Genomic DNA, 15,632 nt, shown 5'->3' on the forward strand with positions numbered 1-15,632 from the left:
AATATCTTTGCTTTCAAAGCAATAACGGTGAACGAGACCAATCGTCCCACGCGGACGGGCGGTCGCACCCCTTCGTGGAGGAGAGTCGATGACCGAAGCAACCGCACGCCTCCGAGCACTGACCATCGGATTGCATCCACAAGCCATGGACTACAGTCGTTTTCCTGATCTGGACGAGGCGCAGCTCACGGCCAGGGTCGACGTCGCCAATGCCGCTCTCCAGAACACCGAATTCGATGTGATGCCGTGCATGGTCCGCGCGTCGCCCGAGGAGGCTGAAACCGAAATCCGCACACTGCTGGCGGACCAGCAGTTCGACCTCGTCATGGTGGGCGGGGCGGTGCGGGCCTTCCCCGAGCACACCCTGTTGTTCGAGCGCATTGTCAATGTCATCGTCGACGCGGCGCCGGGAATCCGGTTCTGCTTCAACACCTCACCGGAGACCAGTCTCGACGCCCTCCGCAGAGCAGCCGCATCCGTCTGAATCGCGATTACGCGCTTGCCCCGGGGCGTGCCGTGGATCCGAAGATGAGCTGCCCGCTCGCCCCAACCCCGACAACCTCAGGCGAGAGCGTGGACTGGCGGCGGGCGGCAACTCCTCGACCGACAGAGGGAGAGGCCGGACCGGGTGTGGCAACTGCACAGAGCACTTGCCACACCCACACGATCGGCCGTCAGTGTTCGACGGGGAAGCCCGCCTCGGTCCAATCCTGAATGCCCTCAGGGTATTTGCGCACATTGGTGTAGCCGAGGGCCGTCAGCTTGGCGGCGACCTGCCCGCTGTTGGGGCACGCCGGGTTCGAGCAGTAGGTGACGATCGCCGCATCCTTGTTCGGAAGCAGTTGCGACGCTTTCGCTTCCACATCGGCTTCGACAAGGTTGAGCGCGCCGGGCAGGTGCGCCCTGGCGTAATACTCGGCCGGGAGCGCATCGATCACGGTCAGCGAACCGGTCTCGAGCTCTCTTGCGAGTTCGTCACGGGTGATCAGGGCAGTCATCAGGAGGACCTTTCTCGAGCACAAATTTGCGTGCGTGCGCACGCTACTACATGCGTGCGCGCGCACGCAATCGACTAGGATGCGTACCGTGCCGAACCATGCGAACCGATCACACCCGGCCGTCAGCGCCTGGGCCGCGTTGCTTCAGGTGCACGCCAAACTCGTCCCCGAGCTGGACGCGGAACTACGTCGCACCACCGGACTGCCCCTGAGCTGGTACGACGTGCTGCTGGAGCTAAATGGTCCGCAGCCATTGCGCATGAGCGACCTGGGCGAACAGGTGGTGCTCAGCCGAACCCGGGTGAGCAGGCTGGTCACCGAACTGGAGTCACACGGCCTGGTGCTCCGCGAATCCAATCCGGACGACGGCCGCTCCGCCTTCGTCAGCATCACCGACACCGGCCGACAACGCCTCCGGGCAGCCGCTCCGCACTACCTCGCCGCCATCGAACGCCGCTTCACCGGCCTCGACACCACAGAACTCGACGCCATCTCATCGGCACTCCGGAAAGTCTTGGGCCAGAACGACCTTCCCCATCCCACCATCAGAGGTCATCGGTCGTAGTCGCCGAAAATGGAGTACCCGAGTGAATATCGGACCTGAGGTCCGTACGACTGCCGGAGTCGTGCGAGGCGGATGGGAGAACACCGTCGTCCGATCGATCACCCGAGTCCGGCGGGTCACCTGGAGAGGGAGCCGGCGCTGTTTGCTCGGCCTGGATCTCGATCTCGACCTGAGTTCGCGCCGCGCCCGGATCCCACATGTCCTGGAACGGACCGATGACCGAAACACCACCGATCCCCCGCCGACGCGCGCGAGTCGTAGCCCACGCGAATCCACCCGTGATCAGCACGACGGGACCGACGGATATCACGAACAGCAAGAAACCGTCCATGCCCCGATGCTACTTCCCACGACACCTCCTGACACGAAACCGGAACGACAGCGCGGCGACAGCACCGGACGGAACCTTCGACCTCCCCACTGCCGACGACGGCGGGCCGCCGCCGAGCGAAGACGGTGCGAACGTTCGGGTGAACGCCCGGTTTCCGGGTCAGTGATCGATGAGTGCGGTGAGCTCGCGGCGGAGCTCGTCGTCGGGTTCTGTTGCGGCAGTGGCGGTTACCCAGCTGCGAATGTCGTCAGGGAGGTCGTGGCCGTACCATTCGACGAGGGTTCGCAGAGCTGCGCGGCGCAACCGTACTGGATTGGCGCCGAGCGCGGAGCGCACCAGCGGCAGGCCGGTTCCCGGCGCCGCGCGCCGCACAGTCGACACCATGATCTCCAGGATGTGGTCATCGGCGCGACGCCTGCCGCCAGGCTTCGGCCCGCGGGTGATCTCGTCCAGCGGTAGCAGATCGTGCGCCAGGTCGGCCAGCGCGGCAACCGCGTGGTCGGGCGTCCTTTTGGACACCCATTGCCACGCGTAACCGTTGCGTGGATTGCGTCGAAGATGGGCCAGGGCCTGCGGATATGCCTGGACCCCGACGGCTTCTGCGCAGGACAGTGCTTGGTTGAAGCCGAATTCGCCTTCCGGCTGGGCCAGGCGCGCCCGGACCTCGTCGGCCCAGTCGGTCCGCGCGAGCAGCGCCGCGTATTCGGTGGCCAGACCGGTGACCTCGTCGGAGGGCCAATCCAGTTCCGGGGGTGGGTCGTTCAGTAGACCTGTGATCGTCCGCGTACTGCGGATGCGGGTGAGGGTCGGAGCAGCGGTGGCGAGCAACTCGGCGAACCGGATCAGCACCGGCAGTGCGTCGGGGTAGTGCCGGATGTCCGCGGCTGGTCCGCCGTGGAGGGCCAGCGCGGCGAGAATGTCGGCGGCGCCGTCGAGGAGTTCGTCGCCGACCTCGGAGGCGAGCAGCGCGCCGCGGAGATCGCCGGTGGTGGCGGCGAGATGGGCGAGGTATTCGTTCATCACGCCGTTGCGGAAGCCGGTTCGCAGCAGCCATGCCTTGATCTCGGGATCGGTGGTTCTCGCCAACCGCTCCACGGCGTGGATTCGTCCCCATCCGTCGACGCGGCGAGCGAGCTGGTACACCGCGCGATGCCGATCCGGTTGCGAATTGCCCAGCGCTACCACCGCATACAGCGTCAGATCGCCCAGAGTCCCCAATGTCAGCAGCAATTCGCGGTCTCGCTCGTCGCCGGTCACTCCGAGGATGACGATGCCGAGCGCCACGGCATTGCGGCGGGTGCCGTGTTCGGTCAGCCACCGCGCCACCGACCGCACCTCGTCGCGCGGCAACGTGGCAGCGCGCAGCTCACGAACCAATGCGTCGGCCAGCGCGAGCGCTGAGCGCTCGGCCAACTGATCGTGCAATGCGGCCAGTGCCGAATCACTCGGCGCGGCAACGATATCGGTGATCGTAGCGACGGCGGCAGCGGCGACGTCCGGCTCGGCCGGGGCCGTGGCGTGATGGGTCTGCACACCATCGAGGACGGTCGAGTTCAGGAGCTTCCGCTCGTCAGGTGAATCGTCCGGCAGCGGACGGCCTTCCGCAGGCCATGGGCCTGGCCCGTGCAGGGCAGCGAGACTGATTGCGTGGGCGAGAAAAGTGGTCTGGTCATCGATGTCGTCGGAGACCAGCCACTCGCCGGGGGTCACCGGCAGGGGCGCGCGGCGCCCTTTCCGTTAGAGAAAGTCACCGCGACACCATACGACAATGGGGAGGGTTTGTGCACGCCCACATCTCCCCCGCGGCGTGAATTGCCATGGCGCAAGCCCGCGAAGAAGTTCTCGAGGTCGACGAAATCGGTCAACGACGGGCCTCGAGGATCGAGACGATCCCGGTTTGCCCACGCCGCTGGGCATTGTCGAGAGCGGTGCGTCCGGATGCGTCGCGGATCGAGGGGTCGGCGCCCGCGTCGAGCAGGGCGGTCACGACCCGCTGGTAGCGCTCGGATCCGTCTCCGTAAACGATCGCCTCGTGCATCGCGGTCCAGCCCGGCTCGTTGACGTGGTCGACTTCGACGCCCGCGTCGATCAACAGCCGCACCGTGCTGAGGTATCCGTGTTCGCTGGCCGGGATCAAGGCGGTGCCGCCGTAGCGGTTCACGCTGTGCACGTCGGCGCCGTGGCGCAGGGTGAGCTCGAGGATGTCGTCGATGCCTTCGGCGCCCGCGTAGAGGTAGGCCGAATCTTCCATGTCGTCCTTGGCGTTGACGTCGGCACCCGCCTCGATCAGTGCCCGCGCCGCGGCGGAAGCCCGGTTCTTCGTGGCCGCGATGAGCGGAGTGCGATCGTGGTCGCCGCGGAACTCGATGTCGGCCCCACCGGCGATGAGCTCGCCTACCTTCTCGGCGTCGTCGGCCGCGGCCGCCCGCACCAGCTGCGGTCCGAGTGCGGGGTCGCGGAGAGCGCGCACGGGGGACGGCTCCGCAGCGGAGGTACTCCTCGGGTCGACCGGCGGCTGCACGGTCCGGTCGCCGGGAGGATCGGCCGTGCAGGCCGCGATCGAGAAAGCCAGTGCGGCCGCGGCCAGCACGATTCGGTGGGAACGCTGGATCAATGGAGAACTCCTGACTCGGGTTGCCGATATCCCCACCATGCCCAGGAATCGCGATAGTGCCCAATACAGAGGTCCCATGGTTGCGATAGAGCGCGTCTATAGTTCGTTCATGGAGCTGCGCCTCATCCGGTATCTGCTCGCGGTCGCCGATCACGGCAACTTCACCCGTGCGGCGGAGTTCCTCCACGTGTCACAGCCGACGTTGTCGCAGCAGGTCAGGCAGCTCGAGCGCGCGCTCGGCGTGCAGCTGCTCGATCGCTCCGGTCGCGCCGTGCGGCTGACCGAGGCCGGGGAGGCGTACGCGCATCACGCCCGGCTCGCCCTGCGCGATCTGGATGCCGGTGAGCGCGCGATCCACGATGTGCAGGATCTGTCCCGCGGCCAGCTCCGGGTGGCGATGACGCCGACGTTCACCGCCTACTTCATCGGTCCGCTCGTGCACGAGTTCCATGCCGCGTACCCGGGTGTGACGCTCACCGTCGTCGAGACGACCCAGGACCGGATCGAGGCCGACTTGCTCGCCGACCGTGTCGATCTCGGTATCGCCTTCGCGGGCGCCCATGCCGCCGGGGTCGAGGGCGTCGCGTTGTTCGCCGAACGCCTCAGCTTGGTGGTCGGATCGACCCACGCCCTGGCCGGCCGCGCGAAGCCGCTGCCGGTCGCGCGGCTGGCGCGGTTTCCGCTGGCGCTGCTCACGCGCGATTTCGCGACCAGGACGCACATCGATGCCTACTTCGAGGAAAGCCGCAGCACGCCGAGCATCGCGGTGGAAGCCAATTCCATCGGAGCGCTGGTCGAGTTCGTGCGCCGCGGTTCGCTGGCCACCGTGCTGCCCGATGCGATCACTCGCGCGCACGCCGAACTGGTTCCGATCGACTTGGCGCCCGGGTTGCCCACCCGGACCGTGGAGTTGTTGCGGCGCGGGACCGCCTATCAGTCGGCCGCCGCGCGAGCGTTCGCCGCGCTCATGAAGGACGCCGCCCGGTCGAACTGAACGCGGCGACCTCCCTCCGAATCGATCTGCCACGCAGTCCATTCGGCGCGCAATGAGGACGGTGCGAACGCCGGTCGATCTTCGCGCAGCCTTCAACTATTGGCGTGAACAATCGCAAGCATGGGAACTGCGTCTTGGACGCTATAGCCGCAGGTTGTGCATGGTGGATTCGTCAGGCCCTACCGAAGGGAGCGATCCATGCACGACCTCGCCGCCGGCGTCGCGAGTTTCCAACGCGATGTCTTCCCGTCCAAGGCGGATCTGTTCGCCCGTTTGGCGACGAGGCACCGTCCCGAGACGCTGTTCATCGGCTGTTCCGACGCGCGTGTGGTTCCTGAGCTGGTGACGAACAGTGAGCCCGGCGAGCTTTTCGTGATCCGCACCGCGGGGAATCTGGTTCCCGCCTACTCGGACACCGACGGGGTGACGGCGAGCATCGAGTACGCCGTCGCCGTGCTGGGTGTCTCGCGCATCGTGGTGTGCGGCCATTCCGGCTGCGGCGCGATGACCGCCCTGGCCGAAGGTCGCGATCTGAGCAGGACTCCGATGCTCGCCGAGTGGTTGCGGCACGCGGGCTCCACCGCCCTCGGCGTCTCCGTTCCAGCGCTCGTGCGAGCGAATGTCCTCGCACAGCTGGCCAACCTGGCGGGTCACCCGCAGGTTGCCCGGGCGGTCGCGGCGGGCGGCCTAACCGTCGAGGGATGGGTATTCGACATCGGCACCGGCGCGATCACCGTCCTCGACGGCTCGGATTCCGGCAACGTGCCGGCTGCCTGACCTCCCACGCGAAAACCGAAGCGGTCCGGACTTGCCGGGCCGGTCGACCAGAAAGGAACAACCCACTATGGTGCACGCACAATTCGATCCCACCGCCCGCCAAGCTTTGGCCGCCGCGGCGGTGGACGCGAAGATCACCAAAGATCTCACCTGGCAGCAGCTCGCCGACGCGGCCGGGCTGTCGGTCGCCTTCGTCACCGCCGCGGTGCTGGGCCAGCACGCCCTTCCGCGCGAGGCCGCCACGGCGGTCGCCGAGCTGCTGGGCATGGACGACGACGCGGCGAAGTTGCTGCAGACGATCCCGACTCGCGGGTCCATTCCCGGCGGTATCCCGACCGATCCGACGATCTACCGCTTCTACGAGATGTTGCAGGTCTACGGCACAACCCTCAAAGCACTGGTGCACGAGCAGTTCGGCGACGGCATCATCAGCGCGATCAATTTCAAGCTCGACGTGCGCAAGGTCGCCGACCCGGAGGGCGGCGAACGCGCCGTGATCACCCTCGACGGCAAGTATCTGCCCACCAAACCGTTCTGAGAAGCGAGGAGTAGCAATGGATTTCACACAGCGCACCATCGGTCTCGCGCGCCGCAACGTCACCGAGGGCGGGCGGCCCTTCGCGACCGTGGGACCAGCGCCGCCTGCCCATGCGCTACGCGCCGCACGACGAAGCGGTCGACGTCTATCGCCTCTGGCAGGAACGCAACGGCGGCGAGCGGCGCGTCGCGGGCGCCCCGACCGGCAGCTAACGCTTCGCAGGCTCGGCCAGTGAGCGCGTGCCCATGACCACCTCGGTCGCGGCGGCCAAGTCGAGGTGGAGTTCGAGGTCAGGGGCCTCGGCGGGGCCGTCGTGGTGGCTGATGCCCGCGCCGGTCACCACGTAGTGGAACGTGGTCTCGCCGATGTGAACAGTGACGACCCCCTCGGGGAGCAGGTCGGCGACCGCGCGGCCCAGCGGCAGGGCGAACCAGTGCGCGCGGACGGCATCGGTGGCGCCACGCTCGCCGAGCAGCGGTGCGCCCCAAGCCGACAGCGCGGCGAGCACGGGCCGCAGGCCGAGGCCGACCTCGGTGAGTTCGTAGACGGCGGTCGCCGCGCGGGGACCGACGCGGCGACGGGTGAGGATGCCGTCGCGCTCGAGGTCCTTGAGCCGGGCGGCCAGCACGTCGGTGCTGATGCCCGGCAGGTCCGCGAACAGATCGCTGTAGCGGCGCGGACCCGACGACAGTTCGCGGACCACAAGCAGCGTCCACCGGTCGCCGACGACATCGAGTGCGCGGCTGACGGCGCAGAAGTGGGCATAGCTTCGACGTGGCACCATGCCACTGTATCGAATCGCTTGGAAAATCCAAGTGCATACTTGGAAAAACCAAGTAGAGTGTGCGGCAACCGCACTCAGAAGGGATGTTCATGCAGGTCAAGCAGTCGAGCAAGCTCGCGGGCGTGTCGTACGAGATCCGTGGCCCGGTGGCCGAGCACGCCGCGCGGCTGGAGGCCGAGGGCCACCACGTCGTGAAGCTGAACACCGGCAATCCCCTGCCGTTCGGCTTCGAAGCGCCCGCGGAGCTCTTGCAGGACATCATCCGCACGCTGCCCGCCTCGAGCGGTTACTCGTCGTCGAAAGGCCTGTTGTCGGCGCGGCGGGCGGTCGTGCAGTACTACCAAACCCTCGGTGTCGACGATGTCGACGTGGAGGAAGTGTTCCTCGGCAACGGGGTTTCCGAGCTGATCATGATGGCGATGACCGCCCTGCTGGAGAACGGCGACGAGGTGCTCGTCCCCTCGCCCGACTTTCCGCTGTGGACCGCGGCGACCACGCTCAACGGTGGCAGGCCGGTGCACTACGTCTGCGACGAGTCCTCGGACTGGTTTCCCGACGTGGCCGATATCGCCGCCAAAGTCACCGACCGCACCCGGGCGATCGTGCTCATCAACCCGAACAACCCGACCGGCGCGGTCTATTCGCCGGAGGTGCTGCGCCAGGTCCTCGAGATCGCGCGCCGCCACAATCTCGTCGTGTTCTCCGACGAGATCTACGACAAGATCCATTACGACGATCTCACCCACACGGCCACCGCCGCGCTCGCCCCCGATCTGCTGTGTCTGACCTTCTCCGGGCTCTCCAAGTCGTACCGGGCGGCCGGATTCCGGTCCGGCTGGCTGGTGGTGTCGGGTCCCACCGAGCACGCCGAGAACTACCTGGAAGGTCTGACGATGCTCGCCGGGCTGCGTCTGTGCGCGAATGTGCCCGCGCAGCAAGCGATTCAGGCCGCGCTCGGTGGGCATCAGAGCATCACCGACCTCACCTTGCCCGGCGGCAGGCTGCGCGAGCAACGCGACCGCGCCTGGGAAGCGCTGAACGCGATTCCCGGTGTCTCCTGCGTCAAACCCAAGGGCGCGATCTACGCCTTCCCGCGCATCGACCTCGACATGTATCCGATTCACAACGACGAACAATTCGTGCTGGATCTGCTACTCCAGGAGAAGCTGCACATCGTGCAGGGCACGGGCTTCAACTGGAAACGACCCGACCACTTCCGCATCGTCACCCTACCGCACGCCGACGAGCTCGAAGCGATCATCGAACGCATCGGCCGCTTCCTGGCCACCTACCGCCAGTGATCGTCGGGCGAATGCCGCTGTTTCGCAGCGGGATTCGCCTGATGCTCGGCCGAACCTGCCCGACGAGACGTCGGCCGAGCGCAGAGATCACACGCGGGCGACACCGAATTGTTCGGCGAAGCACGACAGTTCGTCGAGTTGTTCGTTCGGGTCCGACGCGGTGGCGCTGACGACGACACGGGTGACGCCCTGCGCGGCGAAGGCGGCGAGCCGTTCGTCGGTCATATCGATGCCGCTCCAGCGGGTGTATTCGAGCGCGTCCGGGTCCCGCCCGGCTTCCTGGGCCGTCGAGCGCGCCAGATCCCACTGGACCTTGCGCTCTTGCGGGACCAGCATGCCGCCCGCGAAGTATCCGTCGCCGCGCAGACCCGCTCGGCGCGCGGCAGGCAGGCTCGATCCGCCGACGTGAATCGGCAATGTCGTGGCCTGGTAGGGCTTCGGGTACTGGACGAGATCATCGAAGGCGAAGAACTCGCCTTGGTAGCTGACGCCTTCTTCGCCACCCGCCCACAGCAGCCGCAGCACATCGATCGCTTCGTCGGCGCGTCGTCCGCGGGCGCGGAATTCCACACCGGTGGCCGCCGCTTCTTCGGGCAGGGTGCCCAATCCCACTGTCAGCAAACGCATCCGGCCCTTGGACAGCACGTCGATGGTCGCCAACTGCTTCGCGAGCACCACCGGGTGCCGGTACGGCAGCAGCAGCACGCCGGTGCCGAGCAGCAGCCGCTCGGTCGCCGCGGCGACGTAGGCGAGGGTGTCGAGCGGGTCGAGGAACGGCAGCGTGGGCGGGACCTCGAAGGTGTGCATCTTCGCGCCGGGAAACAGCACCAGATGTTCGGGCAGGTACAGGCCCTCGAATCCGCAGGCCTCGGCGTGGCGCGCGTAGTCGATGATCCGGTCCGGATCGGCCCCGAAATGGGCGCTGCTGTAACTGACCGCGAACTTCATATTCGATCCCTTCCGGCGCGATGTCCGTGTCGCCGTTCAGTGCTGATACCGGCTCCGGTGTATATCGCCGGGTCCGGCGGTCGTCCGCGGGGAGAACCTTGCCGTGCTCGAGAAAAATTCCCGACCCGACATCGGGTTGTCGCGACCGCTACTCCGACCGAGTCGCGCGGTAGGAACCGCGCCACCGCTGTCCACGACCGCAATATGGCGTCCGGGTGCGCGACCAGCTCTCCGCCAGCGCATAGTCTGGGCTCGAATGCGGTCGGCGCCATTACGTTCTGTGCGCTGCCGACCCGGGGCAGTGAGGAGCGGAAGTGGGCGACAGCGTCGTGGCCGTGCCGGAAGCGGTGCGCACCGAGCTGCGTCGTGGCGTGCGCAGCGTGCTGGTCGACCCGGCCGCCTTGCATGTGGTGCGTGAGCGATTCGACGACGTCCAGGCCGGTTCGCTGCGCCGGTACCTGGAGGCGTCGCAGTCGGCGAACACGCTGCGCGCCTACCGCACCGACTGGATCGCCTGGGCGGGGTGGTGCGCGGCCGAAGGGCGGCAGGCGCTTCCGGCCGACGCGCTCGATGTCGCGGTGTATCTGGCGGCCGCGGCCGACGCGCGACGCCCGAACGGCGAATGGGCGTTCGGCCCCGCCACATTGGAACGCAAATCGGCCGCGATCGCCGCCGTGCACGCCGCCAACGGACTGCCCTCCCCCACCCGCTCCGACGTGGTCCGCCTGACCCTGCGCGGTATCCGGCGCACCCGCCGCACACCGCCCACCAGGAAGCGCCCCATCCTGCTGCACACCCTCGACCAGTTGCTCGCCGGTCTGCCCGAGCCCGGCTGGCCCACCGAACCTGCCCGCCGCCGCGACGCCCTCGCCCTGCTGATCGGCTTCGCGGGCGCGTTGCGCCGCAGCGAACTCGCGAGCCTGCGGGTCGCCGACGTCCGGGTGAGCACGGATCACGCCACCGGCGAACCGATCCTGCTCGTGCACTTGCCGACCACCAAGACCGACCCCACCGGCGCCGCCGAACAGCGTGTGGCACTACCGCGCGGACAACGCCCGCGCACCTGCCCCGTCTGCGCCTGCGCGGCCTGGCTCGAGCTCCTCGAAATCCACACGGCCGCAGGACCACTCGCTCTCCGCGACCACTGCACGACACCCATGGCGAATGACGGAATCCACCGCTGCCACGGCTTCACCGGCACTCCCCTCGCCGAACACCCGGACCTGCCGCTGTTTCCCACGATCACCCGCCACGGCGGCATCGGCGACCGCCCGATGTCGGGGCGCGCCGTCGCCGAACTCGTGAAACGCTACGCCGCCCGCGCGGGCCTCGACCCGAACCTCTTCTCCGGACACTCTTTACGCGCGGGCTTCGCCACCCAAGCCGCCCTCGGCGGCGCCAGCGACCGCGAAATCATGCGCCAGGGGCGCTGGTCAAATCCCCGCACCGTGCACGGATACATCCGCACGGCGAACCCGCTGGAAGACAACGCCGTCACCAAACTCGGTCTGTGACAGGTAACCGACTCGGCGCGGGCGAAGCGGTGTGCGGTTCGCCTGTCGGCCAGTCCGGCAACCAGCGCACAGAACTTGAAAAGATTGTCGAATTCGTTCCGACGCGGGCATAGTTGAAATATCGATAGACTGGATAACTAATCATCTAGAACGCGCCGATTGGTTGCGCCCGACAACTAGTTGGCCCGCCCACCCGAGCGTGGAAGCCGCCCACCCGGGGTGAGCATGTTTCCACCCCTACGGGTGGTGTTTGCTGGCAGGTATCTGAGGAATTATTCATGCCAGGTGTTCGACGGGAACGCCACCAGTCCGGCGGCAAAGCTTCCGGCGGGTTCGGTCTCGATTGAAGGAAATTATGACGACTGCGTACGTGAACAAGATTTCCACCGCTGTTCCAACGAACGAAGTCCATCAACTGCTGTGTGACAACCTCCTCGAGGTGACCCAGCTGAAGCGTCACAGGCTGTTATTGGAAAAGGTCATTCCGCAGTGTCAGATCTCGAGCCGCTACTCGGTGCTGGATCAGCCGTCCGAGTTCTACGGCTCCGATCCGGACGGGGTCAGCACCGCGGCCAGAATGGCCGCGTACAAGGAGGCTGCCCCCGACCTCGCCGCCAGGGCCGTGGCCGGACTGGAGATCGACGACATCGCCGCCGACATCACGCACATCGTCGTCATCACCTGCACGGGATTCTTCTCCCCGGGTCTGGACCTCGAGTTGATCAAACGGTTCGGCATCAATCCCAACGCGGAGCGCACGACCGTCGGTTTCATGGGGTGCTTCGCCGGCGTGAACGGCTTGAAATTCGCGAACCACATCGTTCGCTCCGAGCCCAACGCAAAGGTGCTGGTGCTTTCCCTCGAACTCTGCTCACTTCACCTGCAGATGCCCAAGAACCTCGAGATGTCCATCTCGTCGCTGCTGTTTGCCGACGGTTGCGCCGCAGCGCTGATCACCAGCGAGGAACAGGGTATCGGCCTCGATTCCTTTACCGCGTTGGTAGTGCCGGATACGCACGATCAGATGTCTTGGCATATCGGCGACACCGGGTTCGACATGGTCCTGTCCCGTCGTGTGCCGGGAGCTCTGAAGGATGCGCTGAACGCCGAGAACACCCAGATCATTCTCAATGGCGCACAGACGGATTCGATCGATCTGTGGGCAGTCCATCCCGGTGGACGGCTCATCCTGGATTCGGTCGAAGAGGCCCTGGAGCTCGGGTCCACCGACCTCCGGCACTCACGAGACATTCTCGATCGGTACGGGAATATGTCATCCGCAACCATTTTCTTCGTCCTCCAGCAGATGATGAGTGCCGGCGACGGAGCCAATAGCGGCAAGCGCGGGTGCGGGATGGCCTTCGGCCCCGGCCTCACGGCCGAGACCATGCTGTTCCATATCGCCTGAGAGGACACGCTGTGAATAGCTACTTGTCTCAGGCACCTGGCGACACACTCGAGCCGAAGATGGTCCGTCAGCCACGGCCTTCCCGGTCGGCCGCCACCGGTCGATACGACGCTGTCGTCGTGGGCGGCGGCCTTGCCGGGTCGGCGGTCGCGATCGGACTGGCGCGCAGCGGCGCGCGGGTTGCGCTACTGGAAAAGGAGGCCCGAACCTTCGGCAAGGTGTGCGGCGAGTTCCTCAGCCGTGAGGCGCTGACGTACCTCGATCGGCTCGGCGTCGATCCCGACGGGCTCGGTGGGGTGCCGATGGACGGCGTGCGGTTGCGTAGCCGCCAGCACAACGTCGACGTACGGCTTCCGTTCCGTGCGCTGGGCCTGTCACGTCACATCCTCGACGAGGAGTTGATCGGCCGCGCCGCGCAGGAGGGCGTCGATGTGCACCGCGGCATCCGCGCGCGCAAGCTGACAGGCGAAGTCGGCCGATGGAGCGTCGAGACCGACAAGCAGAGTTTCGATGGCCGCGAGATCTTCCTCGCTACCGGAAAGCACGACCTACGCGGATGGACCCGTGAATGCGGCAAGGGCGTGCAATCCGGGTTGGCGGGATTCAAACAACACTGGAAGCTCACGCCCGCACAGTCCGGCGCACTCGGCAACCATGTCGAGCTGGTCTTCGTACCAGGGGGCTACTGCGGGATCAACCCGGTCGAGGGCGGGGAGACGAACGTCTGTCTGCTGCTCGACAAGGCGCAGGCGGGACCGGGATGGGATCGGGACTTCGGAAGTATCGACCCGGCAATCGCGGAGCGGTTGGCTGGTGCTGATCCGGTTCATCCGAAGATGCACGCCGTGTCGTCCATTCCGTACGGCTATATCGCGCGAACTTCCGATGGCGTCTGGCGGCTCGGCGATCAGGGTGCGGTGATTCCCTCGTTCGCGGGTGACGGGATGTCGATCGCGCTGCACAGCGCGAGCCTGGCAGTCGCGGCATGGCACCGGGGATACGACGCGGACAGGTACCAGGCACGACTGGCGCGCGACGTCCGATACCGGATCCGGCAAGCAACCTGGCTCTCTCAGGCATTGGTGTCGCCGCGCTACCAATCGAAGCTTCTCGCGATCGCCGCGAGCGCGCCCTGGGTGGTCAGCGGGATCGCCCGGTTGACCCGACTGCCGAACCCCGCCATGAAACGCGCGGTGGCCCCGAACGAGGGTAGAGGAGCCCATTGGTGACCCATCTCAAAGAAGAACTGCGTGAGCCGGTGGTCGATCGGCCGGCCCTGCCGGTCTCTCGTCGCGCTCGAATCACCCTCGCAGCGGTGTGTTTGAGCACGTTCATGCTGCTGCTCGATCTCACGATCGTGGCGACGGCGCTGGCGGAACTCCAGTCCACCTTCACCGCGACGCTCGGGTCGCTGCAATGGGTGGTCGATGCATACACCCTGCCCATCGCCGGGATGGTGCTGATCGCCGCGACGGTGGGTGACCGGATCGGACGCAAGCGGCTGTATCTGGGCGGCGTCGTCGTCTTCACCACCGCCTCGGTGGCCTGTGCGATGGCCCCGTCGATCTTGGCGCTGAACCTGGCCCGCGGTGTTCAAGGTGTCGGTGCGGCCATGCTGTTCGGCATATCGTTGCCGATTATCGCCGCCACGTTCGTCGAGCCCCGAAGCCGGGCACGTGCGATCGCCGTGTACGGGGCCGTGCTCGCGAGTGCGGCCGCCGCAGGGCCACTGATCGGCGGAATCGTCGTGGACACGATGGGCTGGAAGGCGATCTTCCTCATCAATGTGCCAATCGGAATCCTGGCCTTCGTCGCTGCGTGGCGTTACATGGCGGAATCGCGCGATCTGCGGCCGCGTCGAGCAGATTGGGTCGGTACCGCAACGATCAGCATCGCGCTGTTCGCCGGTGTCTTCGCATTGATCGAAGGCAACAACGCAGGGTGGACCTCCGCAACGATCATCGCCGCAGTGATCACTTCGCTGGTCGCTCTCGTGGTGTTCGTCGGCTGGGAGTTGCGCACGCCGGAGCCGATGCTCGACCTCCGCCTGATCGCGCAGCCGACATTCGCGGCGCTGACCCTGGGCGGATTGGCCATCGGCGGCACCATTTTCGCCGGTGTCAACTACCTCGCTCTCTACTACATGAACACCCTGCAGTTCAGTCCGCTGCAAGCGGGTCTGTGTGCGCTGCCGCTGACTCTGGCTGCGTTCTTCGTCTCACCCGTTGTCGCGATCCTGCAGCGGCGCATGCCGATTCGCTGGTCTTTGCCCGGTGCAGTCGTGCTGATCGCGGCCGGGCTGTTCCTGTGCACGGGAGTGTCGGTGGGCACGCAGTGGACACATTTCGTACTGGGTTCGATCATCGGTGGTGTCGGACTGGGAGCCGCGAGCGTGATCGTCTCGCAGGGTGCGCTCGCCTTCGTCAGTGTGGAGCGCAGCGGAATGGCGACCGGTACTGTCCTCACCGCTCGTCAGGTCGGTACCGCGTTGGGCATCGCAGGCCTCGGCGCGCTGTTCGCCGACCGGGCGACCGCATCCACGGAGCGTTCGCTCACGGGCCTGGGACCTTTCGTCCGCGGGATACCGCCGCATGAGGTGAACCGGCTCACCGATGCCCTCGGCTCCGGGGTCGGTCGAAAGGTGGTCGACTATCTGCCCGACCAGATGTCGGGATTCGCCCCAGCCGTGGACCGGATCGCTATCCAGGCGTCCGCCTCGGGCATGGACGCGATCATGTGGGCGGGAGCGATCACCGCGGGCGTCCTCGCAGTGGCGATCTTCGTTCTGTGCCGGTTGCCGGGCGCACGCGAGGTCGACCTCGATCGCTGACAACCTCTGCCGTCGCGATTCGAAGGGCAA

15 protein-coding genes and 1 pseudogene are annotated in these 15,632 nt (G+C 66.6%); 11 read left to right on the top strand and 5 right to left on the bottom strand.

Translation table 11 applies throughout. From position 1 onward, the window contains the following. The first annotated feature begins 88 nt into the window (after window positions 1-88). Entirely contained in the window at window positions 89-484 is a 396-nt protein-coding gene (locus tag AC3ERS_RS23175; protein WP_431970152.1) for a hypothetical protein, read from the top strand. Window positions 485-674: 190 nt separating this feature from the next. Here the strand turns inward: AC3ERS_RS23175 and AC3ERS_RS23180 are convergent, their stop codons facing one another. Further along, window positions 675-998, bottom strand: a complete 324-nt coding sequence (locus AC3ERS_RS23180) for a rhodanese-like domain-containing protein (RefSeq protein ID WP_431970153.1) — start codon at window positions 996-998, stop codon at window positions 675-677. 88 nt (window positions 999-1,086) lie between these two features. On the opposite strand from AC3ERS_RS23180, the gene AC3ERS_RS23185 reads away from it, so the two are divergent. Further along, window positions 1,087-1,563: a MarR family winged helix-turn-helix transcriptional regulator gene (locus tag AC3ERS_RS23185; protein ID WP_431970154.1), complete on the top strand. Its 477-nt coding sequence runs from the start codon at window positions 1,087-1,089 to the stop codon at window positions 1,561-1,563. A gap of 490 nt (window positions 1,564-2,053) precedes the next feature. On the opposite strand, the gene AC3ERS_RS23190 is transcribed toward AC3ERS_RS23185, so the two are convergent. Both AC3ERS_RS23190 and AC3ERS_RS23195 read right to left on the bottom strand, forming a co-directional pair. Then, entirely contained in the window at window positions 2,054-3,604 is a 1,551-nt protein-coding gene (locus AC3ERS_RS23190; RefSeq protein WP_431970155.1) for a hypothetical protein, read from the bottom strand. A gap of 151 nt (window positions 3,605-3,755) precedes the next feature. Next, window positions 3,756-4,508, bottom strand: coding sequence for an ankyrin repeat domain-containing protein (locus AC3ERS_RS23195; protein ID WP_431970156.1), 753 nt, complete (start codon window positions 4,506-4,508; stop codon window positions 3,756-3,758). 109 nt (window positions 4,509-4,617) lie between these two features. Here AC3ERS_RS23195 and cynR point away from each other — a divergent pair, with 109 nt between their 5' ends. The 4 genes and pseudogenes from cynR to AC3ERS_RS23215 all read left to right on the top strand — a co-directional run. Then, window positions 4,618-5,502, top strand: coding sequence for a transcriptional regulator CynR (gene cynR, locus AC3ERS_RS23200; protein ID WP_431970157.1), 885 nt, complete (start codon window positions 4,618-4,620; stop codon window positions 5,500-5,502). 198 nt (window positions 5,503-5,700) lie between these two features. Continuing rightward, entirely contained in the window at window positions 5,701-6,279 is a 579-nt protein-coding gene (locus AC3ERS_RS23205; RefSeq protein ID WP_431970158.1) for a carbonic anhydrase, read from the top strand. Between the two features lie 67 nt (window positions 6,280-6,346). Further along, window positions 6,347-6,817 (top strand): cyanase, encoded by a 471-nt coding sequence (gene cynS / locus AC3ERS_RS23210; protein ID WP_431970159.1) that lies wholly within the window; start codon window positions 6,347-6,349, stop codon window positions 6,815-6,817. 80 nt (window positions 6,818-6,897) lie between these two features. Further along, window positions 6,898-7,029: pseudogene (locus tag AC3ERS_RS23215) on the top strand (nucleoside deaminase); the annotation flags it as partial. Here AC3ERS_RS23215 and AC3ERS_RS23220 read toward each other — a convergent pair. Continuing rightward, complete coding sequence (locus tag AC3ERS_RS23220; RefSeq protein ID WP_431970160.1) at window positions 7,026-7,601, bottom strand: winged helix-turn-helix transcriptional regulator; 576 nt, start codon at window positions 7,599-7,601, stop codon at window positions 7,026-7,028. The pseudogene AC3ERS_RS23215 and the gene AC3ERS_RS23220 sit on opposite strands and share 4 nt — an antisense overlap. Window positions 7,602-7,690: 89 nt before the next feature. On the opposite strand from AC3ERS_RS23220, the gene AC3ERS_RS23225 reads away from it, so the two are divergent. Further along, a complete protein-coding gene (locus tag AC3ERS_RS23225) occupies window positions 7,691-8,902 on the top strand; it encodes a pyridoxal phosphate-dependent aminotransferase (RefSeq protein ID WP_431970161.1) in 1,212 nt (403 codons plus the stop codon). 87 nt (window positions 8,903-8,989) lie between these two features. Here the strand turns inward: AC3ERS_RS23225 and AC3ERS_RS23230 are convergent, their stop codons facing one another. After that, a complete protein-coding gene (locus tag AC3ERS_RS23230; RefSeq protein ID WP_431970162.1) occupies window positions 8,990-9,850 on the bottom strand; it encodes a TIGR03619 family F420-dependent LLM class oxidoreductase in 861 nt (286 codons plus the stop codon). A gap of 314 nt (window positions 9,851-10,164) precedes the next feature. Between AC3ERS_RS23230 and AC3ERS_RS23235 the strand changes: the two genes are divergently transcribed. From AC3ERS_RS23235 to AC3ERS_RS23250, 4 genes are all read left to right on the top strand, one after another. Continuing rightward, window positions 10,165-11,364, top strand: a complete 1,200-nt coding sequence (locus AC3ERS_RS23235) for a site-specific integrase (protein ID WP_431970163.1) — start codon at window positions 10,165-10,167, stop codon at window positions 11,362-11,364. A 370-nt stretch (window positions 11,365-11,734) separates the two neighbouring features. Beyond that, the gene (locus AC3ERS_RS23240) at window positions 11,735-12,772 is read left to right on the top strand and encodes a type III polyketide synthase (RefSeq protein WP_431970164.1); all 1,038 of its coding nucleotides are present in this window, start codon (window positions 11,735-11,737) and stop codon (window positions 12,770-12,772) included. A gap of 59 nt (window positions 12,773-12,831) precedes the next feature. After that, entirely contained in the window at window positions 12,832-14,001 is a 1,170-nt protein-coding gene (locus AC3ERS_RS23245; RefSeq protein WP_431970165.1) for an NAD(P)/FAD-dependent oxidoreductase, read from the top strand. Beyond that, window positions 13,998-15,602 carry a DHA2 family efflux MFS transporter permease subunit gene (locus AC3ERS_RS23250; RefSeq protein WP_431970166.1) on the top strand — a complete coding sequence of 535 codons (1,605 nt, stop codon included), beginning with the start codon at window positions 13,998-14,000 and terminating at the stop codon, window positions 15,600-15,602. The genes AC3ERS_RS23245 and AC3ERS_RS23250 overlap by 4 nt, the downstream gene beginning before the upstream one ends. Window positions 15,603-15,632 lie beyond the last annotated feature (30 nt).

The organism is Nocardia sp. bgisy134, assembly GCF_057708325.1.